The organism is Streptomyces sp. NPDC027663, from assembly GCF_055566415.1.
On record NZ_JBVHSK010000003.1, the window covers coordinates 1 to 23,077 of the forward strand.

At 74.0% G+C, this 23,077-nt stretch carries 20 protein-coding genes and 1 pseudogene; 13 read left to right on the plus strand and 8 right to left on the minus strand.

The genetic code is table 11. The features are described from left to right. Positions 1–152 precede the first annotated feature (152 nt). Positions 153–956 carry an SDR family oxidoreductase gene (locus ACZ4SF_RS09350; protein ID WP_468380494.1) on the minus strand — a complete coding sequence of 268 codons (804 nt, stop codon included), beginning with the start codon at positions 954–956 and terminating at the stop codon, positions 153–155. A gap of 170 nt (positions 957–1,126) precedes the next feature. Here ACZ4SF_RS09350 and ACZ4SF_RS09355 point away from each other — a divergent pair, with 170 nt between their 5' ends. The 4 genes from ACZ4SF_RS09355 (at position 1,127) to ACZ4SF_RS09370 (ending at position 4,596) form a co-directional block, all read left to right on the plus strand. Further along, positions 1,127–2,191 carry a PHP domain-containing protein gene (locus ACZ4SF_RS09355; protein ID WP_468380497.1) on the plus strand — a complete coding sequence of 355 codons (1,065 nt, stop codon included), beginning with the start codon at positions 1,127–1,129 and terminating at the stop codon, positions 2,189–2,191. Between the two features lie 30 nt (positions 2,192–2,221). Beyond that, entirely contained in the window at positions 2,222–2,878 is a 657-nt protein-coding gene (locus ACZ4SF_RS09360; RefSeq protein WP_468380499.1) for an HAD family hydrolase, read from the plus strand. Between the two features lie 379 nt (positions 2,879–3,257). Continuing rightward, on the plus strand, positions 3,258–4,289 hold the full coding sequence (locus ACZ4SF_RS09365; protein WP_468380502.1) for an SDR family oxidoreductase: 1,032 nt from the start codon (positions 3,258–3,260) through the stop codon (positions 4,287–4,289). Between the two features lie 52 nt (positions 4,290–4,341). Then, entirely contained in the window at positions 4,342–4,596 is a 255-nt protein-coding gene (locus ACZ4SF_RS09370) for a hypothetical protein (protein ID WP_468380505.1), read from the plus strand. A gap of 437 nt (positions 4,597–5,033) precedes the next feature. Here ACZ4SF_RS09370 and ACZ4SF_RS09375 read toward each other — a convergent pair whose 3' ends face one another. Beyond that, positions 5,034–6,323 carry an ROK family transcriptional regulator gene (locus tag ACZ4SF_RS09375; protein WP_468380508.1) on the minus strand — a complete coding sequence of 430 codons (1,290 nt, stop codon included), beginning with the start codon at positions 6,321–6,323 and terminating at the stop codon, positions 5,034–5,036. Positions 6,324–6,729: 406 nt separating this feature from the next. Further along, a pseudogene (locus ACZ4SF_RS09380) lies at positions 6,730–7,655 on the minus strand (ferredoxin reductase domain-containing protein); the annotation flags it as partial. A gap of 520 nt (positions 7,656–8,175) precedes the next feature. On the opposite strand from ACZ4SF_RS09380, the gene ACZ4SF_RS09385 reads away from it, so the two are divergent. The 5 genes from ACZ4SF_RS09385 to ACZ4SF_RS09405 all read left to right on the plus strand — a co-directional run bounded on the left by ACZ4SF_RS09385 (position 8,176) and on the right by ACZ4SF_RS09405 (position 13,413). Next, entirely contained in the window at positions 8,176–8,814 is a 639-nt protein-coding gene (locus tag ACZ4SF_RS09385) for a PAS domain-containing protein (RefSeq protein WP_468380510.1), read from the plus strand. A gap of 124 nt (positions 8,815–8,938) precedes the next feature. Continuing rightward, positions 8,939–9,433 carry an FBP domain-containing protein gene (locus ACZ4SF_RS09390; RefSeq protein WP_468380513.1) on the plus strand — a complete coding sequence of 165 codons (495 nt, stop codon included), beginning with the start codon at positions 8,939–8,941 and terminating at the stop codon, positions 9,431–9,433. Positions 9,434–9,608: 175 nt separating this feature from the next. Further along, positions 9,609–10,862, plus strand: coding sequence for an FUSC family protein (locus tag ACZ4SF_RS09395; RefSeq protein ID WP_468380515.1), 1,254 nt, complete (start codon positions 9,609–9,611; stop codon positions 10,860–10,862). 46 nt (positions 10,863–10,908) lie between these two features. Next, complete coding sequence (locus ACZ4SF_RS09400; protein ID WP_468380517.1) at positions 10,909–11,997, plus strand: hypothetical protein; 1,089 nt, start codon at positions 10,909–10,911, stop codon at positions 11,995–11,997. 276 nt (positions 11,998–12,273) lie between these two features. Then, positions 12,274–13,413, plus strand: coding sequence for a lactonase family protein (locus ACZ4SF_RS09405; protein ID WP_468382423.1), 1,140 nt, complete (start codon positions 12,274–12,276; stop codon positions 13,411–13,413). On the opposite strand, the gene ACZ4SF_RS09410 is transcribed toward ACZ4SF_RS09405, so the two are convergent. Together ACZ4SF_RS09410 and ACZ4SF_RS09415 are read right to left on the minus strand one after the other, a co-directional pair. Further along, positions 13,381–14,106: a DUF2470 domain-containing protein gene (locus ACZ4SF_RS09410; RefSeq protein WP_468382426.1), complete on the minus strand. Its 726-nt coding sequence runs from the start codon at positions 14,104–14,106 to the stop codon at positions 13,381–13,383. The genes ACZ4SF_RS09405 and ACZ4SF_RS09410 overlap by 33 nt on opposite strands. 93 nt (positions 14,107–14,199) lie before the next feature. Next, entirely contained in the window at positions 14,200–14,808 is a 609-nt protein-coding gene (locus ACZ4SF_RS09415; RefSeq protein WP_468380520.1) for a TetR/AcrR family transcriptional regulator, read from the minus strand. A 122-nt stretch (positions 14,809–14,930) separates the two neighbouring features. On the opposite strand from ACZ4SF_RS09415, the gene ACZ4SF_RS09420 reads away from it, so the two are divergent. After that, entirely contained in the window at positions 14,931–16,553 is a 1,623-nt protein-coding gene (locus tag ACZ4SF_RS09420) for a cytochrome P450 (RefSeq protein ID WP_468382429.1), read from the plus strand. Here the strand turns inward: ACZ4SF_RS09420 and ACZ4SF_RS09425 are convergent. From ACZ4SF_RS09425 to ACZ4SF_RS09435, 3 genes are all read right to left on the minus strand, one after another. Next, the gene (locus ACZ4SF_RS09425) at positions 16,515–17,366 is read right to left on the minus strand and encodes a pentapeptide repeat-containing protein (RefSeq protein WP_468380523.1); all 852 of its coding nucleotides are present in this window, start codon (positions 17,364–17,366) and stop codon (positions 16,515–16,517) included. The genes ACZ4SF_RS09420 and ACZ4SF_RS09425 overlap by 39 nt on opposite strands. Before the next feature lie 149 nt (positions 17,367–17,515). Further along, positions 17,516–18,265, minus strand: a complete 750-nt coding sequence (locus ACZ4SF_RS09430) for a PIG-L deacetylase family protein (protein ID WP_468380525.1) — start codon at positions 18,263–18,265, stop codon at positions 17,516–17,518. A gap of 85 nt (positions 18,266–18,350) precedes the next feature. After that, positions 18,351–19,652, minus strand: coding sequence for an alpha/beta fold hydrolase (locus ACZ4SF_RS09435; RefSeq protein WP_468380528.1), 1,302 nt, complete (start codon positions 19,650–19,652; stop codon positions 18,351–18,353). 384 nt (positions 19,653–20,036) lie between these two features. Here ACZ4SF_RS09435 and ACZ4SF_RS09440 point away from each other — a divergent pair, with 384 nt between their 5' ends. The 3 genes from ACZ4SF_RS09440 (at position 20,037) to ACZ4SF_RS09450 (ending at position 22,978) form a co-directional block, all read left to right on the plus strand. Next, entirely contained in the window at positions 20,037–20,792 is a 756-nt protein-coding gene (locus ACZ4SF_RS09440; protein WP_468380531.1) for a (Fe-S)-binding protein, read from the plus strand. A 138-nt stretch (positions 20,793–20,930) separates the two neighbouring features. Then, positions 20,931–22,340: a lactate utilization protein B gene (locus ACZ4SF_RS09445; RefSeq protein ID WP_468382432.1), complete on the plus strand. Its 1,410-nt coding sequence runs from the start codon at positions 20,931–20,933 to the stop codon at positions 22,338–22,340. Further along, positions 22,337–22,978, plus strand: coding sequence for a LutC/YkgG family protein (locus ACZ4SF_RS09450; protein ID WP_468380534.1), 642 nt, complete (start codon positions 22,337–22,339; stop codon positions 22,976–22,978). The genes ACZ4SF_RS09445 and ACZ4SF_RS09450 overlap by 4 nt, the downstream gene beginning before the upstream one ends. Positions 22,979–23,077: the final 99 nt, after the last annotated feature.

Genomic DNA, 23,077 nt, shown 5'->3' on the forward strand with positions numbered 1-23,077 from the left:
CCGCATCAGCGTCCTGTTCGCCATGCTCCGCGACGGCACCTTCTACGAACCCAAAACCCCACGCCTCGCTTGACGAAAGACATAGAGGCACCCCCAGGCGGACCGGGCAGGCGGTCACCCGGGCCGGCTCGGCCCGCGGTCTCACCGGTGCCTCACGGACGGCGCCAGTCGTCGCCGGTCAGATGGGAACCGGCCTGGGGTCCCATGCGCAGCATGCCGCCGTCGACGCTCCAGGAGGCGCCGGTGACGTAGGAGGCCTCGGGGCTCGCCAGGAAGGCGATCACCGCGGCCACCTCGCGGGCGTCCCCCGGCCTGCCCAGCGGTACGCCCGGCCGGCGCTCGGTGCGCACGTCGGTGTCCTCCTGGCCGGTCATCGGAGTGGCGATCTCGCCCGGCGCGACCGCGTTCACGGTGATGCCGTACTCGGCCAGCTCCAGGGCCATCACCTGGGTGAGCAGGCCGAGGCCGCCCTTCGCCGCGCAGTACGGGGCCGCGCCGACCCGGGGCTGGTGCTCGTGCACCGAGGTGACGTTGACGATCCGGCCGCCGTCGCCCTGCCGGATCATCCGCCGCGCGGCATGCTGCCCGCACAGGAACGGGCCGACGAGGTCGACGTCCAGGACCCGGCGCACGTCCGCCAGGGTGAGGTCGAGGTACGGGGTCATGGTCCCGGTGCCGGCGTTGTTCACCAGGACGTCGATACGGCCCAGCTCGTCGCACAGCTCGTCCACGGTGTCCGCGGCCTCGGGCAGCCGGGTGAGGTCGAGCCGCGCGACGGCGGCCCTCCGGCCGTGGGCGCGGACCTCGGCCGCCGTCTCCTCGGCACCCTTCTCGTCCGTGTGCCAGGTGATGCCGATGTCCAGGCCCGCTTCGGCCAGGCGTACGGCGGTGGCGCGGCCGATGCCGGAGTCGGCGCCCGTGATCAACGCCGTTCGCTGCGCCGCTGGAGCAACCATGGCCCGCCTCCTCACGGACGGTGTGATCGAGTCATCGCAGTACCCGGGGGTGAGGTGTGCAAACGGGTCCCGCCACGGGGAGCGGGGCGCGCCGCGGGCTGCGGGTGGTGTGTGGCTCGCCGCGCGGTTCCCCGCGCCCCTTCAGGGCGCTTGGTGTGAACCTTGGTTTCATGGAGCCCGTCGTTGCCCTGGAGCGGATCGCCTTCCTGCTGGAGCGCGCGCTCGCGCCCACGTACCGGGTGAAGGCGTTCCGGACCGCCGCCCGGGTGCTCGCGGCACTGCCCGGGGACGAGGTCGCCGAGCGGGCGGCGGCGGGGACGCTGGAGGCGCTGAAAGGGGTCGGGCCGAAGACCGCGCAGGTGGTGCGGGAGGCGCTGGCCGGGGAGGAGCCCGGTTATCTGCGCAAGCTGGAGGAGGAGGCCGGGACGGCAGCTTCCTCCGGGCCCGGTTCCGCCTTGCGCGCGCTGATCCGCGGGGACTGCCACACGCACTCGGACTGGTCCGACGGGGGCAGTCCGATCGAGGAGATGGGGCGGGCGGCGGCCGAGCTGGGGCACGAGTGGACGGTGCTCACCGATCACTCGCCGCGGCTCACCGTGGCCCGGGGACTGTCACCCGCGCGGCTGCGCGAGCAGCTGGAGACGGTGGCGGAGCTGAACGCGCGGTGGGCGCCGTTCCGGCTGCTCACCGGCATCGAGTGCGACATCCTGGAGGACGGCTCGCTGGACCAGGAGCCCGAGCTGCTGGACCGGCTGGACGTGGTCGTCGTCTCGGTGCACTCCAAGCTGCGGATGGACGCCCGGTCGATGACCCGCCGGATGGTGGCCGCCGTCCGTGATCCGCACGCCGACGTCCTCGGGCACTGCACCGGCCGCCTGGTGACGGGCCGGGGGCGGCCCGAGTCGCAGTTCGACGCGGACGAGGTGTTCGCCGCGTGCGCCGAGTCCGGGACGGCCGTGGAGATCAACAGCCGTCCGGAACGGCTGGACCCGCCCCGGCGGCTGCTGCGCAGAGCGGTCGAGGCGGGGGTGCTGTTCTCCGTCGACACCGACGCGCATGCGCCCGGGCAGCTGGACTGGCAGATCCTCGGCTGTGCGCGGGCCGAGGAGTGCGGGGTGCCGCCCGAGCGGGTGGTGACGACCTGGTCGGCCGGGGAACTGCTGGACTGGACCCGTGAGGGCCGGCTGCCGGCACGCGTGGCGGGGCCCGGGCGTGGTACCCGGTCCGGCAGCTGAGAGACCGGGCTGAGAGAAGGGAGCGCCGGGATGGACCGTGCCGCCGTGTTCGACGTCGACGGGACGCTGGTCGACACCAATCACCTGCACGTCGTGACCTGGTGGGAGGCGTTCCGGCAGGCGGGCCACGAGGTGCCCATGCACGCCGTGCACCGGGCCGTCGGGCTGGGCTCCACGGACCTCGTCGCCCATCTGCTGGGCGACGACCGGGACCGGGACCGGGACGCCGGACTGAGCGCGGCGCACAAGGCGCTGTACGGCCAGTACTTCGACCGGCTGCCCGCCCTGCCGGGGGCGGCGGAGCTGCTGCGGCGGCTGCACCGGGACGGCTGGACGGTCGTCCTCGCCACCTCGGCGAGCGGTGCCGAGCTGGGCGCGCTGCGCCGGGCGATCGACGCGGACGACGCCATCACGGGCACGGCGAGCGCCGAGGACGTACGGGAGGGCAAACCGGCTCCGGAGCCCGTGGAGCACGCGCTGGAGCTGGCCGGGGTGCCTGCCTCACGGGCGGTGTTCGTCGGGGACACCGTGTGGGACATGCGAGCGGGCAGCAAGGCGGGGGTCCGCTGTGTGGGGGTGCTGTGCGGCGGCATCCCGCGGGCCGACCTGGAGGAGGCGGGGGCGGAGGCGGTGTACGCCGATCCCGCCGACCTGCTGGACCGGCTGGCCGGGAGCCCGCTGGGCTGAGGTCCGATGAGGGTGGCGCAGGTCACGTGGCGGGCCGGAACACCCCAGAGTGGTTGTCCGTTGAACCAATCGTGGGAGCGGACGGGACAGTGTCCCCGGGCCTCACCTTTTGCCCACAGGGACGATCGTTCGGCTGAAGCCCTGTGGAGCCCTTCGCCGAGAGGCGACCGCCGTCCGCGCCCACCACCTGACCGCCCCGGTCGTGAATCCCCCGTCACGGCCGGGGCTTTCCCCTGTGCGCGCCGGCACGGCCGGAGTCCTCGCTGACGGCCGCCCCCCGCCGGGTCCCGGGCCGACTCCGTGCCGGGTGTGCGCGCTCGGCGCCCGGGTACCCGGCCGCACGTCGCAGCCTCCGCCCCGCCGACGAGAGGAGCCGAAGGTGAGCAGCTCAGCGGGCACCAGGGTGGTCGTCACCGGCGCCACCGGCAATGTCGGAACGAGCGTGGTGCGTCTGCTCTCGGAGGACTCCTCCGTCAAGTCGATACGGGGGCTGGCGCGGCGGACGCCCGCGTGGTCACCGGCGAAGACCGAGTGGTCCGCCGTCGACCTGTCCGCCGACCGGGCGAAGCTCGCGGAGCGGTTCGAGGGCGCCGACGCCGTGATCCATCTGGCCTGGGCGTTCCAGCCGACCCACGACCCGGCCGACACGTGGCGGACCAACGTCCTCGGCAGCATACGGGTGTTCGAGGCGGTTGCGGCGGCCCGGGTGCCGGTGCTGGTGCACGCCTCCTCCGTCGGGGCGTACTCGCCCGGCCCCAAGGTCCACCCGGTGGACGAGTCCTGGCCGACGCACGGCTGGCCGGACGCCGCGTACTGCCGCGAGAAGGCCTATCTGGAGCGCACGCTGGACGTGTTCGAGCGCGACCACCCCGAGGTACGGGTGGTCCGGATGCGTCCGGCGTTCCTGTTCAAATGGCAGTCGGCGAGCGAGCAGCGGCGGATCTTCGGCGGACGGTTCCTGCCCGGCCCGCTGGCCCGGCCGGAGCTGCTGCCGTTCCTGCCGGACATCCCCGGCCTGCGGGTGCAGGCGCTGCACACGGACGACGCCGCCGAGGCCTACCGGCGTGCGCTGCACACGGACACCGCCCGGGGCCCCTTCAACCTGGCCGCCGATCCCCCGCTCGACGCCGGGGTGGTGGGCGAGTTGCTCGGCTCCCGGCCGGTGCGGCTGCCGCGCGCGGCGGCCCGGTCGGCGATCGCCGCCGCGTGGGGGCTGCATCTGCTGCCCGCCTCCCCGCACCTCTTCGACGCCGTGCTGCGGCTGCCGCTGATGGACTGCACACGGGCGCACACCGAGCTGGACTGGCAGCCCCGGCACACCGCCACCGAGGTGCTGCAGGAGTTCCTGGACGGCCTGCAGAAGGGCGGCGGGATGGAGACCGAGCCGTTGCGGGGACGGAAGGTCGGCTGAGCGACCCGAGCCGACCCGAGCCGACCCGAGCCGACGAGGAACGGAGAACGCCATGGCCGCGCAGCGCCAGCCGGAACCCGGTTCCGGATCCGCCCCCGAGGGGCGGCCGGTGCCCAGGGACCTGCCCGATCAGCAGGCCCGTCCGAAAGAGGATCCGTGGGACGTCGCCCCTGGACAAGCACTCGACGACGAGGCCGACGAGGAGTCCGTGCCGGACACCGACGAAGCCGGCAGCGGCCCCCAGGGGGCTCCCCGGTCGGGCACGGTGCACCCGGAGCATCCGACACCGGACGAACCGTCGGCCTGAGCCCCCGCTCGCGCGGCCTCGACCGCCGCCGGTCTCACGAGCCCTGAGGCCCGTCCAGCACCGGTGCCGCAAGCCCTCAGGCCCCGCCCGGCGCCGGCGCCGCAAGCCCCGAGCCCCACCCAGCACCGGGTCGCAAGCCCCGGTCGGCACGGGAGCCACGGTCCTGGTCGGCGCGGAACCACGAGCCCTGGTCGGCACGGGAGCCACGGTCCTGGTCGGCACGGGAACCACGAGCCCTGGTCGGCACGGGAACCACGAGCCCTGGTCGGCACGGGAGCCACGGTCCCGGTCGGCACGGAACCACGAGCCCCGGCCGGCACGGAACCACGAGCCCTGGCTGGCGGGGCCCTGAGGGCCGGCTCGGCGTGGGAATCCGGCGTCCCCGGCCGGCAGTCGGACGCGGCGCCCATGGCCGGCTCGGCGGCCGCACGACCGGGTCAGCGGGGTGCCCGCTCCTGGAGCGCGGTCCGCCAGGCCGGCAGGCGGTCCTCGCCTGCCGGTTCGGGGCGCCGCCCGCCGCCCGCGAAGAACTCGGCCAGCGGCAGGATCGCGGCGCCGACGGTGACCGCGTCCGGGCCGAGCCGCCCGAGGTCGATGGAGACCCGGTCGGCGGGGTGGCGCAGTGCGTACGTCGCCGCGTGCCGGCGTACGGCGGGCAGGAAGCGGGTGCCGAGCTGGAGGCCGGCCCAGCCACCGATCAGGATCCGCTCGGGCTGGAAGAGGTTGACCAGATCGGACAGGCCGGCGCCCAGGTACTCCGCGGTCTCCTCCAGGACCGCCAGCGCGACCGGGTCGGCGGTGCCGCCCTGAGGCGGGTAGGCGGCGGCGAGCATCGCGGTGAGCGCGGTCTCCTCGTCGGCGCCCTCGGGCGGCCGGCCGCCCTCCTCGCGCCAGCGGGCGAGCAGCGACTCGGCGCCCGCGTACGCCTCCAGGCAGCCGGGCGCACCGCAGCGGCAGCGCCGCCCGCGCACCCGAACCGTCAGATGGCCCCACTCCACGGCCCGCCCGTGCTCCACCTCGGGGGTGACCAGGCAGGCCCCGACTCCGGAGCCGAACAGCACGACCACGGCGTTCCGGGCGCCCCGCCCGGCGCCGAACCACATCTCCGCCTGGCCGAGGGTCTTGGCGCCGTTGTCGATGAAGTACGGCACGTCGTCGGGGAGGGGCGAGGCCGAGCGGAGCAGCTGCTCCAGCGGGACCGCCTCCCAGCCGATGGTCTGCCCGTGGACGACGGCACCCCGGTCCGGTGTGTGCTCGATGATGCCGGGGACGCCGACGCCGACGCCGAGCAGCCGCTCGGGGACGGCCTGTTCGGCGGTAAGGACCTCGGCGACGCCGTCCCGGATGTGGCCGGTGATCACGTCGACGTCGTAGCCCTGCGGGGCCAGCGTCCGTTCCGTGCGGGCGAGTTCGGTGAGGGCCAGGTCGAACAGCTCCACCCGCACCCGGGTCTCGCCGACGTCGACGCCGATCATCTGGCCGCTGTGCGGGGAGACGCGCAGCAGGGTGCGCGGCCTGCCGCCGTCCGAGTCGACGCTGCCGGCCTCCTCGACCAGGCCGTCGGCGATCAGGTCCGCGACCACGTTGCTGACCGAACCGGAACTCAGTCCGGTGGCCGGCCCCAGCTCGAAACGGCTCAGCGGCCCGTCGAAGTAGAGCCGCTGGAGCACCGCCGTACGGTTGCCGCGCCTGAGGTCGCGCACTGTGCGTCCGTTCCGCCCCGCCATGCCGCTCCCTTCACGAACCCTGCCCGACCTGCAACATACCCCTTCGGGCAGTTGGGGCGCGACATTCTCACAACCCTTAGTTCACGCTATGAGCTAAGACGGGGGTGCTGGATGCCCTCCAGTACGCCGGTACCCTCCGTCGCAACGGTGTTGCGGGCCCGGCGGTGCCGGCCCGCGCCGACCGGCCGCGGCACCGTCTCGACCGGCGCGATCGGACGGGGAGCGGCCCGGTGAGAGCGCCGGCCGGTGCCGCTGCGAGCGGCCGGCGGCGGCCCGGTCCCGCCCCGCGCCGCCGTCCCGGTCGGGAGGCGCACCGCGGCCGGCCGGGCGGCCGGTGGGCCCGCCGCGGCCAGGACCCGTCGCACCCGCTCCTCCGAGTCCCCACCGCTCCCCCTCCCCCGGCGGCTCAGCCTGCCGCGTACACGTCCTCGACATAACGCCCGTCCGCCACCAGCGTGTCGAGCCACCGCCGGGCCGCCGCCTCGTCGGCGCCGGGGGTGCGCTCCCGGTACAGGGTACGGAACGCCTCGTGGACGCCGGGTGCCATACGGGCGCCGTCGCCGCAGACGTACACCCGCGCCCCGGCCGTGAGCAACTGCCAGACCTCCTCGGCCTCGGCGGCGATGCGGTGCTGCACGAGCTCACCCCGCCCTCCGGCGCGGCGCTGAAGGCCGGGCGCAGGGAGACGGCGCCGGCCTGCTCGGCGGCCCGCAGTTCGGTGGCGTGCAGGTAGTCGGCGTCGGGGGCGTCGCAGCCGAAGTAGAGGAGTGCCGACGGGAGTTCGGAGCCGGCGCGGAGGGCCGCCGACCGGTCGGCGACGACGCCCCGGAACGGTGCCAGTCCGGTGCCGGCGGCGACCATCACGACCGGTGCCGAGCCGTCGATCCGGAACGCCTCGCGGCAGGGCTGGACGCGGGCGTACACGGTGTCGCCGGGCCGCAGGGTGGCGAGTTTGGCCGGAGCCGGCGCCCCGGCAGCGGCCCCTGCCGGAGCGTGCGGGGGCGTCGAGCACGGACACCATGAGGTCCGCGTGGCGGGCGTCGGCCGCCGGGGAGGAGGAGATCCAGTAGTGGCGCGGGCGCAACGGGGTCAGCAGGTCGAGCAGGAGCGGCCAGTCGAGGGCGCCGCGCAGGGCAGGGTGGTCCTCGGCCAGCTCGACCAGGGTGCACGGGTCGTCGCCGGCCCGGGCGGCAAGGGCGGCGCCCCGGGCGGGCAGGGGTTGGCCCCGGCGAGCAGGGTCAACTGCCGGGCCGTCGGCCGCTCCTGCAACTCGGCGTGGTGTGTAAAGAGTTGACATACCGTCAGTGGCCGGTCAACGGCTAGGTCTCCCCTGCCTCCGCTCCCGCTCGCCCGGAGGGAGGCGCCTGCGGCCCCGCTCCCCGGGAGAGACCCCACGCCTCCAGCCCCGCTCGCCGGGAGGGACCCCACGCCTGCAGCCCCGCTCCCCGGGAGAGACCCCACGCCTCCAGCCCCGCTCGCCGGGAGGGACCCCACGCCTGCGGCCCCGCTCCCCGGGAGAGACCCCACGCCTGCGGCCGCGATCGCCCGGAGGGATACCCCCTCGGCGCGGGCGGGTGGAACGGATGTCCAGGACGGCGTCGGCGTCGAGACCGAAGGCGGCGACGGTAGTGCGGTGGGGGGCATGACGCGACAACTGCCTTTCACGGAAGCGGACGTACCGCTTCCAGGGTGGTCGACCCGGGGGGCGCGCCGGTGTCACGGCACTACACGATCGTGTAGCGGAAAGCGGGCGCCGGGCTTTGCGTACCGGCGCCGCGGCCCGTTCCGCCGAGTTGCCGCTGACCTGCCTTTTCCTCTTTGGTGGCGGGACGGCCGGCGGACCGGAGGTGCGTTGGAGGCGGGGCGGGCCGACGCGGTGGTGTGGCGCAACCGTGCGCTGACCCTGTTCGACCGGGTGTCGGTACCGGTGGCGGTGTGCGATGTGTACGGCCAGGTGGTGCTGGCGAATCCGGCGATGGCCGCGGAGTGCGGCACGGCCCCGGGCCGGCTGCACGGCCGGCAGGTGCTGGAGCTGTTCCGGCCGCAGGAGGCCGGTCAGGTGGAACGCGTCGCGGAGGCCCTACGGCTGCGGCACCGCTCCCGCTACCAGGTGTCGGTGTGCTGGCAGGGACCCGGCGGGGCCGAGCGGTTCGGGGAGCTGACGGCCGATCCGGTCAGCGACGCCGTGGAGGAGACACCGGCGCTGCTGGTGATGCTGCGGGTGGGGGGCGAGTGCCCCGCACCGGAGCCGGAGCAGGCGCGGGTCAGCGCGGCGGAGCGGCAGGTACCGGCCCTGCTGGCCGCGCGCGCCACCACCGCCCGAGCCGCCCGCGAGCTGGGTCTCAGCAGGGACGGGGTCACCTGTCACCTGCGTCGCCTGTCGGCTCGCTGGGGCGCGGCCAACCGCACCGAACTCGTCGCACGTGCCTACGCGTCGGGGGTACTGGCCGTGGGGGTGTGGCCGCCGGAGGCGAGTACGGCCGAGGTGTAGCAGCCGGTGGACGCACGACTCGGCCGGGAAAATCCATTCGCCCGGCTTCGCTCTGCCTGCATAGAGTTGGCAAGAACCTAGACCCCCTAGGTTCATGGCAGACGTATCCGAAGGGACTTCCCCGATGAGGGCGCTCACCGAGCAGGACATCCGCAACTCCTTCGTCAACTGTTCCAAGGGCGAGGCCAGGCGGCTGGCGGTCCCGCGGGATCTCGGCGAACGTTCGTGGGACGATCTGGACTTCCTCGGGTGGCGCGATCCAGGGGCCCCCGACCGCAGCTACCTGGTCACGGAGCGGGACGGCCGGCTCGTCGGGGTCACCCTGCGTTTCCCGGCCTCGCAGCGCGGTTTCCTGCACCGCAGCATGTGCTCGCTGTGCCTGACCACGCATCCTGGCGGCGGGGTGTCGCTGATGACCGCGCGGAAGGCGGGAGCCGCGGGCCGCGAGGGCAATTCGGTCGGCCTGTACATGTGCACCGACCTGGCGTGTCCGCTGTACGTGCGCGGGAAGAAGGTGCCCGAGTCCGGCGGCCGGTTCGAGGAGAGCCTGACCCTGCAGGAGCAGATCACCCGGACGACGGACAATCTGCACGCCTTCCTCGACAAGCTGTACGCATAGCAGCCCCGCGAGGGTGGCCGGATATCGCTGACGCGGCCGGGCCATCCCACCCCGCCGAGATCCCGATCCTGCGGGGTGGAGACCGGCCACCTGCCCGTACGCGAACCCTTGTGGACAGAAACAGTCTGCTGACGATCACGTTCGAGTTCCCCGAGGAATGGGAACAGGCCAAGGGATGCTCGACGTACGAAAGTGGGCCACGGGGCTGGGGCGGCTGGTGAAGCGCCGCCGGGAGCCGGTGGTCGTCCAGACACTGCGGTCGGCCGCGGCCGCGACGGTCGCCTACGTCATCGCGCTCCGGCTCAGCCCCGAACCGGCCCCCCTCACGGCGCCGCTGACCGCCCTGCTGGTCGTCCAGGTGACCTTCTACGCCACGCTCACCAACGGCATCCGCCGGGTGAACTCGGTGGTCGCCGGGGTGCTGGTCGCCGTCGCCTTCAGCAGCTTGGTCGGTCTGACCTGGTGGAGCCTCGCACTGCTGATCGTCGCCTCGCTGGCCGTGGGACACCTGGTCCGCGTCGACGAGTACGTCGCCGAAGTGGCGATCAGCGCCATGCTGGTGCTCGGGGTCACCACCGTCGGCTTCACCGCCTGGGCACGGATCGTGGAGACGCTCATCGGCGCGGTCGTCGGGACCGCCTGCAACCTGCTGCTCCCGCCGCCGGTCTGGGTGGACGCGGCCGGCCGGTCGATCGAGGACCTGGCTCGGCGGGTACGGCAGTTGATGCTGCGCATGGGCGAGGAGGCCGCGGGCCGGATCCCCTGGCAGCAGGCGGCCGCGCGGCTGCACGAGGCACGCCGGCTGGATCACGACATCGTCCAGGTGGACGCGGCGCTGCGGCAGGCCGAGGACAGCCTGCGGCTCAATCCGCGGGTGAAGGAGGGGCTGCTGCACCGGGTGGTGCTGCGCACCGGCCTGGACACGCTGGAGATCTGCACGGTGGTGCTGCGGGTGCTGGCCCGCTCGTTCACGGATCTGGCGAAGGCGCGCGGGCCCGAGGAGCTGTTCCCGCCCCGGGTGGGGGCCACCGTCGAGCAGTTGCTCTCGGAGATCGCCGACGCGATCGTCAGCTTCGCCGTGCTGGTGACCACCCATCTGAGCGAGAACGCCGAGTCCGCGGAGGCCCGGCTCACCGCCGAGCTGCACACCGCGGCGGGCACCCGGGACCGGCTGGCCGAGCTGCTCCGGGAGGAGATCGCCGAGGACTGGGCGAACTGGCAGCTGCTGGGTGCCGTCCTGACCGAGACGACCAGGATCATCGACGAGCTGAACACCGAGCACCGCACCCGCCGTCTGCTGGAGGAGCTGGACCGGGTGTCCCAGGAGACGCGGACCAAGCTGCCCCGGCTGGCCTGGCTGCGCGAGCGCCTCGGCGTCCAGGAGGAGCTGTGGCGGAACCGCACGGGGTTCGGTGAGCGTTCTCGGTGAGTGAGGTGCCGGGGCAGGCCGGCGCGGTGAGCGAGGGGGTGGGCGGATGAGCGGTCCTGGGGTCCGGATCGACGGGAACACGGTGCGACTGCCGGGCGGTGTGGCGGTGCGGTTCGTGCGCACGCTGCGGCTGCCGGAGTCGGGCACGCATCCGCTGCCGCCGGGGCTCGGCGAGTTCCCGGTCCGGCGGGTTGCCGACTACGCCGACACGGTGCCGGAGCAGTGGCGGGCGCGCGGCGGCGTGATGCTGCCGGTGTACCTGCGCGAGGCGATGTGGCTGAGCTTCGCCGGTACGACGGAGCCGGCCGCGCTCCAGGTCGGCGTGGGCAAGGTGTGCGCGGTGTCAGGCAAGCGGTGGAGCAACCGGCTGAGCCGGCGTCCGCAGAACTATGTGGTTCTGCCCCGCCAGCCCTGGCTGGACGGCATCAACTCCGGCAAGGGCACGGTCCGCCAGTTCGTGGCCGTGCCGCTGGGGCTGGGGGCGACGGTCGAGGGCCAGGTCACCGGCGAGGAGGTGTGGGGCGGCGTGCAGCTCCAGTCGTACCCGCTGCGGGAGGACGTCCTCGCGCAGTGGCGGCGCCGGGAGCGGGAGCGCCTGGAGCGGGAGCGGCAGCAGGCGGGCCCGGCCGGCCCGTTCGCCGTCTACGGAGCGCCCCCGCCCATGGCCGCGCCGGCCCCCGGCGGACCCCCGCCGCCCCCGGCCGCCGCGGCCTTCGGCGGGCCCCCGCCACCGGCTGCCGCGGCCCCGCGCGCCACGGCGATGGGGCTCGGCGTCGGCGGCTCGATGCGGCAGGAGGTCTACCGGGACGACCGGTCGCTCAAGGACTGGGCCGAGGAGCCGGCCGGGCGGGTGTTCGTGCACCTGGTCACGCCCCCGGAGTGGCGCCGGATCACCGGCGAGGCGCCCCCGCCGTCGCCGGTGGACCGTGCGGCGTACACCCGGGCGGGCCTGCCCTGGTACGACTACTACGACGCGGACGCCGAGGACCTCTCCCCGACGGACACCCTGGAGGGGGTCGAACCGGTCGGTGACTGGCTCGGGGACGACCTGGACCCGTGGCAGCCACCGTCGGCCGGCCAGGTGACACCGCTGAAGGACGCACCCGGCAAACCGATCGAGGACGGGGACTGGTGATCGCCCCGTAGACGGTGGTCGCCGCTTCCCGGGCGGCGCGTGGTGACCGCCTCCCCGCCTGCGCTCCCTGGCCTCGGTTGCACCCTGCGCAACACCCGTTGCCCGGCTTGCCCTTGGCGGTGTGCGCAGGCCAAGGTGGCTGTCACGACCGGGGCAACCGACGACCTGAGGTGCGGCATGGACACGGAGGCACGGACGGCGCGGCGGGGATTCCCGTGGCTCCGGCGCGGCCGGGAGCACGGTGGCGGCTGGACGAGGCGCCGGTTCGTCGGAGCCGTGGCCGGCACGGCGGCCGTGGCGGCGGTGCCGGCCACGGCCGCCCGGCAGACGGACGGCGAGCCGGCGCCGCGGGCGCGGGCGGCCGCCCCACCGCCCCGCAAGCCGTCCGGTCCGCGCCCGCTGTACCTGGGCACGTACACCTCGGCCGAGGGCGGCGGCACCGGCATCGCGCTGGCCTCGTACGACCCGGGGACCGGCCTGATCACCGGGCAGGGCACGCTCACCCGGGTCCCCGACCCGTCGTACCTCGCCGTACACCCGGACGGCTCCACGCTGTACGCGGTGGACGAGCGGCAGGACGGCGGGGTGACGGCCGTACGGCTCGGTGACCGGCGCGTGCTCGGCATCCGGAGTACCGGCGGGGCGGCCCCCTGCCATCTGTCGGTGCATCCTTCGGGGCGCTGGCTGCTCAGCGCGAACTACGGATCGGGCAGTGTCGCCGTGCACCCGATCGACGCCTCGGGCGCCCTCGGCGAGCGGACCGACCTGGTGACGCACACCTCCCCGCAGCCCGGGCCCGGTCAGCAGGGCCCGCACGCGCACCAGTTCCTCACCAGCCCCGACGGCGGGCATGTCCTCGCCGTCGACCTCGGCACCGACACCGTCCACACGTACCGCCTGGACCCGGCGAAGGGCACGCTCACCGAGGTGGCGCAGGCGCACACGCGCCCCGGCGCGGGACCGCGCCATCTGACGTTCCATCCGGGCGGCCGGTACGCGTACCTGGCCAACGAGGTGGACGACACCGTCGCCGTCTGCGGCTACGACCCGGAGTCCGGCCGGCTGGACATCGGCGCACCGCAGCCGACGGGGTCGAGCGGCGGCACCAACTACCCGGCGCAGATCCTGGTGACGGCGAACGGCCGGTACGCCTTCCTCGCCAACCGGGGCCACAACAGCCTCGCCCGGTACGCGGTCGAAGCCGGCGGAGCGCGGCTGCGGCTGCTCGGGACGGTGCCGGCCGGCGGCGACTTCCCTCGGCAGATCGCCTTCTCGCCGGACGGCCGGCTGCTGTTCGCGGCGAACCAGCGCTCCGGGACGGTCAGCGTCTTCCACGTCGACGCGGACAGCGGCGGACTCCGCCAGGCGGGCCGGCCGTTCGCGTCACCCGTCGCCGTCTGCGCGCTGCCGCTGTAGCGCGCGGGGGCAGGTGGCGGCGCCGGCCTGGGCCAGCAGGACGTGCATGCGCTCCGTGAGCTGGGCGACGTCGTCGGCGGGCGCATGGAAGGGAAGCCGTACGTCGCCGTGGGCGCGGGTGCGTTCGATGCGCAGGGTCAGTCCGTGCCGGTCGACGGCCAGGGGCGCCACCCTGGTCGCGGCGTGCAGGCTCTCGGGCCGCACCAGGCGGGTGAGCCGCTCGACGGCGTCCGGATGGGCGTCGGCGAGATGGGTGAGCAGCCGGGCCTCGGCCTCGGCGAGCGGGTCGGGCCGGGCGCTGCTGTACTCGTCGAGGTCGACGACCACGGGCCCGGAGGACTGCCGCAGCACGACCCGGGTGGGCCGGAAGAGGAGGCTGCCCTCGGTCGGGGCGAACCAGCCGGAGAGCCAGAGCCGGGCGCGGATGCGGTCACGCACCGGTACGGGGGCCACGTCCGCGAACTCCAGCAGGACGGAGGGCTCTTGGCGCGGGGCGCACAGGGCCGCCGCGAACAGGGCGCTGTCCTCGGGCACCGTCAGCCGCACCTGCCCCAGGCCGGTGACGGTGTGCGCGCCGACGTACTCCTCGCGCACGCCGTCCGCGGTCACCGCGCACGACCACGCGGTGGCCGGCACCGAGCGCGCCCGTTCCGCCGCTCCCGGCGCGGCCGTCCAGTCCTGCGTGTCGCCCATCCCGTCACCCATCCCGAGCCTCCTTAGGTAAGCCTTGCCTAACCTATCGAAGATCGGGGCGCACGCCAACCAGGGCCGCACCGGCGAACAGGGTTACGCGAGGACGCCCAGCAGCGCCCGGGCGCACAGATCGCGCACCTGTTCCCGGGTCAACTCCCCCTCGCCGCGCAGCCATTCGAGGCACACGGCGGTGGTGAAGGCGAGCCAGCCACGCACGGCCAGGCGTACGTGCGCGGCGGCCGCGAAGGCGGGCCCGAACTCCGGATCGGCGGCGAGCGCGGCCAGGATCTGCTTCTCCTGGTCGGCCAGAGCCCGCCGATAGACCCGGCGCACGGTCTGGTCGCCGGCCGCGTCGGCCCGATGGAAGGCACGGAAGCCGTGGGCGTGGGCCTGAACGTAACCGAGGTAGGTGTCGAGGCCGGCGCTGAGCTGTTCCCGCACCGGCGTTCCGGGCACGGCCGCCGTCATGCGCAGCATGCGTGCGCTCTCCCGCTCCACGACCGCGGCGAAGAAGTCCCGCTTGGTCGGGAAGTAGTGGTACAGGAGCCCGCGGGAGACCCCGGCGATCTCGGCGACCTGCTCGATCCACACGTCGTCGTAGGGGCTCTCCGAGAACAGATTCGCGCCGACCGACAGCAACTGCTCGCGGCGCTCCTCGGTGCTCAGTCGGCGCCGGGCGCGTTCCCCCTGGTTCGCGGGCATGACGTCACTCTACTTGACGCCGGTTCAACAAGAGGACCACACTGGAACGCGTTATTGAACCGACGTACAACACGCGCGTGGCACAGCTTCACCCCATCCGCTGGATCAAGGGAGATCGCGTCATGGCGGAGACGACGCAGAGCACGCGGACCGGCCTGCCCAAGGGCTTCCGGAGCGCCGAACAAGGCTGGCCCGAGCTGCGCCGGATCCCGCATCCGCCGCACCGGCTGCCGCTGCTCGGCGATGTGCTCGGCGCCGACCGGCGCACCCCGCTCCAGGACTCCGTGCGCTTCGCGCGCGAGCTGGGCCCGATCTTCCGGCGCCGGGGCTTCGGCAAGGAGTTCGTGTTCGTGTGGGGGGCACGGCTCGTCGCCGATCTCGCCGACGAGACCCGGTTCGCCAAGCACGTCGGGCTGGGGGTGGCGAACCTGCGCCCGGTGGCCGGCGACGGCCTGTTCACCGCGTACAGCCACGAGCCCAACTGGCAGCTGGCGCACGATGTCCTCGCGCCCGGTTTCAGCCGGGAGGCCATGGAGGGCTACCACGCGATGATGCTGTCGGTCGCCGGCCGGCTGACCGACCACTGGGACCGCCGGCTGGCGTCCGGGCAGACGGTTGACGTGCCCGGCGACATGACCCGGCTGACGCTGGAGACGATCGCCCGGACCGGCTTCGGGCACGACTTCGGTTCCTTCGAGCGGGACCGGCCGCACCCGTTCGTCACGGCGATGGTCGGCACGCTCACCTACGCACAGCGGCTGAACAGCGTGCCCGGACCGCTGGCCCCGCTGCTGCTGCGCGCCGCAGCCCGGCGTAACGCGGCCGACATGGCCTACCTGAACCGCACGGTCGACGACCTGGTCGCGGACCGGCGCCGGTCGGGTGGCGGCGAGGGCGATCTCCTGGACCGCATGCTGGCCACGGCACACCCGGAGACCGGCGAGAAGCTGTCCGCCGAGAACGTGCGCAAGCAGGTGATCACCTTCCTGGTCGCGGGCCACGAGACCACGTCGGGCGCGCTCTCCTTCGCCCTGTACTACCTCGCCCGGCACCCGGAGGTCGCCGCCCGGGCCCGCGCCGAGGTGGACCGCGTATGGGGCGGCACCGAGCAGCCCGGCTACGACCAGATCGCCAAGCTGCGCTATGTCCGCCGGGTGCTGGACGAGTCGCTGCGGCTGTGGCCGACCGCGCCGGCCTTCGCCCGCGAGGCCCGGCAGGACACGGTCCTCGCCGGGGAGCATCCGATGCGCCGGGGCGCGTGGGCGCTGGTGCTGACGCCGATGCTGCACCGCGAGCCGGAGGTGTGGGGCGAGGACGCCGAGCGCTTCGACCCGGACCGCTTCGACACGTCCGCCGTACGGGCCCGGCCGCCGCACACCTTCAAGCCGTTCGGCACCGGTGCGCGGGCCTGCATCGGCCGCCAGTTCGCGCTGCACGAGGCGACCCTGGTCCTCGGCCTGCTGCTGCGCCGCTACGAGCTGCACGCCGACCCCGGCTACCGGCTGACCGTCGTCGAACGCCTGACGCTGATGCCGGAGGGCCTGCGGCTGCGCCTGGAGCGCAGGACGGCACCGCTGGGCGGGGCCGGCGACGAGCGCGCCGAAGGGGCGCGGGGAACCGCGCGACCGGCCACGACGGACCCGCGGACGGACGACGGCACAGGGCGGCCCGTGCACCCCGCGGCACCGGCCGGACAGGGCTCGGCGTCAGCCGCCCGCTGTCCAGTGCGCCGGACGGCGGACTGACTCCGGCAGGCGGGTGCCGGCGCTGCCGCGGGCCGCGTCCACCTGCGGCTGGGTGAGGAAGAAGGCGCCGGTGAGGTCGGCGTCGGTCAGGTCGGCGTCCCGCAGATCGGCACCGATCATCTCCGCACCGCGCAGATCGGCACCGGTGAGGTCGGCGGCGATGAGACAGGCACCGCGCATGCTGGCCCCGCGCAGGTCGGCGCCCTTCAGCCGGGCGCCGACGAGATCCGCGCCCCGGTGGTCCTTGCCCTTCTTGCCTTTCCCCTTGCCCGGGCCGACGGCGCCGGCCCGGGCCAGCTCGCCGGTGCGCAGCAGGAGCACGTTGACCTCCTGCCGGTGCGCGGCCACGTCCAGCCCGGCCAGCTCCTCGGCGGTCCCCCGGGTGAGCCGCTCGGTCTTCTCCAGCATGTTCCGCAGCTCGGGGTGGACGGGCGCGGCGGCGGGCAGGCCGAGCGCCTCCGTCAGGTACCACAGCAGTTCCTGCAGCTGCCGTACGACCGGGAAGACGTCGAACATCCGGCGCGCGTGCTCCTTGGAGGCGGTCCGCCAGTCCTGCCCGCCGAAGGTGATCTGCGAGACCTTCTGGCCGGCGCCGAAGCAGTCGTAGACCGTGCAGCCGGTGAATCCTTTCTGCCGCAGGTCGGCATGGATGCCGCAGCGGTGGTCGCCGCCGAGGTTCGGGCAGGGCTTGCCCGCCGGCTTGTTCAGCGCGAAGTCGGCGGAGCGGGCGAACGGCAGCGCGACACAGCACAGCCCGAAGCACTGTGCGCAGTCGCCGCGCAGGTCGGAGGGGTCGGTCATCTGGTCCGGCATGACACACAGCCTACTGACCTGCGGAAGCTTCTCCGTCGGTGCCGTTGACCGTACGGCTGTGGACCGGTGCGACGGCACCGGTGGTCGCGTCCGGGCCGTGGATCACCCTCCGCGCTCCCCGCGTCCCGCCCGCGCCAGGCCCCCCGCGGCTACCGGCCGAACACCTCGAAGGTCACCGCCGGCCTGCCGCCGAAGCGCTGTCCGGCGGCGGTGGTCTGCTCGGTCAGGAAGTCCCGGACGTACACCTCCGGGTCCTGGCCGGTCAACGCCTCGATGTAGGTGCGGTGTTCGAGCAGCGAGCGCACCGCCCGCTCCAGACCGGGCGTGGCGTCGACGGCGTGGGTCGGGCTGCTCGAGCCGGCGACGGCCACCCAGCGGACCCCGTTCCAGGGCTCGAGGCCCTGCTCGACGAGTTCGGGGAAGATCCAGCGGTTGCCGGCGTCCGCGGCGGCGTCCAGGGTGGCGCGGCCGACGGCGACATGGTCTGGGGTGTTCCAGGCGGTACCGCCCCAGGTGTCGCGGTGGTTCAGGGTGAGGACCAGTTCGGGCCGGTGGCGGCGGATGGCGGCGGCGATGTCGCGGCGCAGCGCGGGACCGTACTCGATCACACCGTCCCGGTGCTCGAGGAACTCCACCGTGGTGACGCCGACGACGGCAGCACCGGCCCGCTGCTCACGCTCGCGCAGCGGGCCGCACGCCGCGGGATCGAGGGTGTCGATGCCCGCCTCACCCCGGGTGGCCAGCACGTAGGCGACATCGCGGCCGGCGTCGGTCCAGGCGGCGACGGCCGCGGAGCACCCGTACTCCAGGTCGTCGGGGTGGGCCACCACGGCCAGGGCGCGCTGCCAGTCGTCGGGCATCGGCGCGAGCGGGGGGCTGGTGATCTGCGGCTCGGTCATGAGCCGCAGACTAAGCCGCCCCGGCCCACGTGCAACTCCTTTTGCCGCGCGCCTCGTTCCGTCACACCTGTTCACACCTGTTCCGTCACACCTCGTCGCGGGCGAGCGCCAGCAGCCGGTCCAGCACCCGCGGTGCGCCCGCGCGCAGACCGTCGTGCTCGTACTCGTTCGTGACCCAGGTGCGCAGGCCGCGGATCGCACGGGCCGTGTCCAGGGAATGGGCGGTGTCGACGTACATGTCGTCGTGGTAGACGGCCGCGACGACCGGGACCTCGTTGGCGGCGAGGCGGGCCGGGTCGTACAGCGGGCGCCAGTCGGTGCGGTCCGCGAGGAGTCCGGCGGTCTCGCGCAGGGGCCGCAGGGCCGGGTCGGTGTCGAACATCCAGGGGTGGACCGTCTCGCCGGTGAAGAGCACCGGGCCGTCGCCGGCCAGCGCCTTGGCCGCGTCGAACTGCGGGAACTCGGCGCGGACCCGCTCGGCGGCCCAGGCGGTGGGGCGGGCGTCCTGGCCGTAGATCGACTCGTGCACGAGGGCGTAGAGGGGGTGGCCCGCGTACGACAGCAGTGCCTGCGCCTGCTCCTGGAAGGCGTCGGACAGCTCCGGGCCGGCCGGCGTACGGACGAAGGCGTCCGCGAGGAGGTGGTGCAGACGGTGGCTGCCGTCGCCCGTGCCGAGCATCAGGCCGAGGGACTGGAAGGCCTCCACGGTGAAGCGGTAGCCGTTCGGCAGGGCCACGTCACGGGTGAGGAGGTGGTCGGCGATCCTGCGGGCCCGCTCCACGTCCTGCGGATAGCGGGCGTAGTGCGCGGTGACCTTGCGTTCGATGCGGGGGTAGGCGGCCCGGTACACGTCGTCGGCGTGGGCGTCGAGGGAGGGCAGGCCGCCGGTGATGATCGCGGTGTCGATGCCTTCGGGGGCGAGAGAGAGGTACGACACCGTGCAGAAGCCGCCGAAGCTCTGGCCGAGCACGGTCCAGGAGGCTCCTCCGGTGACCTCGGGGCGGATGGCCTCGCAGTCACGGACGATCGCGTCGGCGCGGAAGTGGGCGAGGTAGTCGGCCTGCTCGGCCGGGCCGCCGCGCAGCGGGAGCGTCTGCCGGGTGGCGGGAGTGGAGCTGCCGGTGCCGCGCTGGTCCAGCAGGAGGACGCGGTAGTCCTTCAGGGCCCGGTCGAGCCAGGCCTGACGTCCGACGAAACGGTTCGCTCCGAAGCCGGGTCCGCCCTGGAGGTACAGCAGCCACGGCAGGTCCTGCCCGGCCTTGTCGCTCGCGACAGCCTCGCGGGCGTACAGCTCGATGGTCTCGCCGCCGGGGTCGGCGTGGTCGAGGGGCACGGTGAAGCGGCGGTCGGTGAGGACGACACCGGGCTGGCGGTAGCTGAGGCTCAACGGGTCTCCCGGGACGGATGGGATGGACGCGTCCCAGTTCAGCACACGTCCGGGCGCGGGCCGACCCCTGGGATCATGGTTTGTTACTGAACTTCCGGTCAGCGGGCGGACCGCCTCCGGTCGGCGGGCGGGCAGACTGCCTCCGGCCGGCGGGCGGGCAGACCGCCTCCGGCCGGCGGGCGGGCAGACTGCCTTCGGCCGGCGGGCGGACGGACCGCAGCGGCGCACGACGAGTTCGGGCTGGAGCACCACCCGTCCCGCGGGGCCCGCGGCCGCGGGCCGGAGGCCGAATCGCGGCTCGCCGTCCGGTGAGCCGCGCTCCCCCCTCGGTGGTGTGCGCCGACTACCCTGCACTTGTCCGATGACCGACACCTGGGAGCCGCGATGCGTGTCGCCCTGTTCCTGACCTGTGTCAACGACACGCTGTATCCGGACACCGGTCGTGCCGTGGTGAAGCTGCTGACCAGGCTGGGTGTCGAGGTCGACTTCCCGATGCGTCAGACCTGTTGCGGGCAGGCGCACTACAACACCGGCTACCGGTATGAGACCGAGCCGCTGGCCCGCCGTTTCTCCGATGTCTTCGGGGAGTACGAGGCCATCGTGACCCCGTCCGGGTCCTGCGGGGCGATGGTGCGGGAGCTGTATCCGCGGCTGGGTGAGCGGGCCCGGGCCGAGGGCCGTGGGGACGCGCTCGCCCGGACGCTGGCGCCGGTCGTGCCGAAGACGTACGAGCTGACGGAGTTCCTGGTGGACGTGCTCGGGGTGACGGACGTCGGCGCCTGGTACCCGCACAAGGTCACCTATCACCCGACCTGCCACGGGCTGCGCGGCCTCGGGCTGGGCGACCGGCCCCGGCGGCTGCTGGAGGCGGTGAAGGGGCTGGACCTGGTCGAACTGCCGGGCGCCGAGGAATGCTGCGGGTTCGGCGGCACGTTCGCGGTGAAGAACGCCGACGTGTCGGCGGCGATGGGCGCGGACAAGGTGCGCAACGCGGAGTCGACCGGTGCGGAGGTACTGTGCGCGGCCGACAACTCCTGTCTGATGCACATCGGCGGCACGATGAGCCGCCTGCGGACGGGGATGCGGCCGGTGCACATCGCGGAGATCCTGGCGCACACGGAGGAGGAACCGGCGGTATGAGCGGAACGTTCCTCGGCATGCCTGCATCTCCCCCACCCGCCCACCGGGCATCTCCCCCACCCACCCACGCGGCATCTCCCCCACCCGCCCCCCCCTGCGTTCCCCAAGGCCGCGCACGACGCCCTCAACGACCCCGTCCTGCGCGGCAATCTGCGGCACGCCACGCACACCATCCGGACCAGGCGCGCCAAAGCAGTGGGCGAGTTGCCCGACTGGGCGGCGCTGCGGGAAGCGGGCCGCCGGATCAAGGACCACACCCTGCGCCATCTCGACCGCTATCTTCTGCAGTTGGAGGAGTCGGTCACCGCCGCGGGCGGTACGGTCCACTGGGCCGCCGACGCCGAGGAGGCCAACCGGATCGTGGCCCGGCTGGTCGAGGAGACCGGCGAGTCGGAGGTCGTCAAGGTCAAGTCGATGACCACGCAGGAGACCGGGCTCAACGAAGCCCTGGAAGCCCGGGGCATCCGCGCCTACGAGACCGATCTCGCCGAGCTGATCGTGCAGTTGGGCAAGGACCGCCCCTCGCACATCCTGGTCCCCGCCATCCACCGCAACCGCGGCGAGATCCGGGACATCTTCCGCAGCGAGATGGGCACGTGGGGCCGTCCGGCGCCCGAGGGACTGACGGACGCGCCCGCCGAACTGGCCGAGGCGGCCCGGCTGCACCTGCGGGAGAAGTTCCTGCGGGCCAAGGTCGGTGTCTCCGGCGCCAACTTCATGGTCGCCGAGACCGGCACCCTGGTCGTCGTGGAGTCCGAGGGCAACGGGCGGATGTGTCTGACGCTGCCCGAGACCCTGATCTCGGTCGTCGGCATCGAGAAGGTGGTGCCGACCTGGCGGGACCTGGAGGTCTTCCTGCAGACCCTGCCGCGCTCCTCCACGGCCGAGCGGATGAACCCGTACACGAGCATGTGGACCGGCACGACGGACGGGGACGGCCCCCGCACCTTCCACCTGGTGCTCCTCGACAACGGCCGCACCGACACCCTCGCCGACCGGGTCGGCCGCCAGGCCCTGCGCTGCATCCGCTGCTCGGCCTGCCTGAACGTGTGCCCGGTGTACGAGCGGGCGGGCGGGCACGCCTACGGCTCGGTCTACCCGGGCCCGATCGGCGCCATCCTCAGCCCCCAGCTCCGCGGCACGGCCAGCGAGATCGACGCCTCCCTGCCCTACGCATCGAGTCTGTGCGGTGCCTGCTACGAGGTGTGCCCGGTCGCCATCGACATCCCCGAGGTGCTGGTCCACCTGCGGGAGCGGGTCGTGCAGGGCGGTCCGGCGGTACGGCAGGGCAACAAGGTGGTGCTGAAGCCGGCCAAGGGGCATGCCGCCGAGCGGGCCGCGATGCGGGCGGCCCGCTGGGCGTTCGCACACCCCCGCGCCCTCGGCGCGGGCCAGCGGCTCGCCTCCCGCACCCGCCGGCTGCACCCGCGTACGCTTCCCGGACCGGCCAGGGCCTGGACCGGCACCCGGGACCTGCCGGCCGTACCGGCGGAACCGTTCCGGGACTGGTGGCAGCGCACGCGCGGCGGCAAGGACGGCGCCGAGTGAGCAGCAGGGAGCGGATCCTGGGCCGGGTGCGGCGGGCGCTCGCCGATGTGACGCCGGACGAGAGGCCGTACGCGGAGGCGGTGCCCCGGGAGTATCTGCGCGAGCACGGGGACCGGACGGTCGAGCAGACGGTGGATCTGCTGGCCGAGAACCTGGCGGACTACCGGGCGATCGTGCACCGCTGCACCGCGGAGGAGGTGTCCGACCTCGTCATGCGGCTGCTGGCCCGGCGCGGCTCCCAGGAGGTGCTGGTTCCGCCCGCGCTGCCGCCGGAGTGGCCGGCCGCCGCCGATCCGGTGCGCATCCATGACCGGGCGGCCGACACCGCGGCGCGGCTGGACCGGGTGGACAGCGTGCTGACGGGCTGTGCCGTGGCGATCGCCGAGACCGGCACGATCGTCCTCGACGGCTCACCGGACCAGGGCCGGCGCCGCATCTCGCTGATCCCGGACCACCACATCTGTGTCGTCCGCGTGCCGGACCAGGTCGTCTCCTCCGTGCCGCAGGCCCTCGAACGCCTGGACCCCACCCGCCCCCTGACCTGGATCTCGGGGCCCTCGGCCACCAGCGACATCGAACTGGACCGGGTGGAGGGCGTGCACGGCCCGCGCACGCTGGAGGTGATCCTGCTCGGCTGACCACACGTCACTCCCGGCGCCGCTCCCCCGAGGGCGCGAACGTCCTCGGAGTCCGGCGGTCGTCGAACCGTCCGGCACCGCGGTCGGCGATCACCGGGC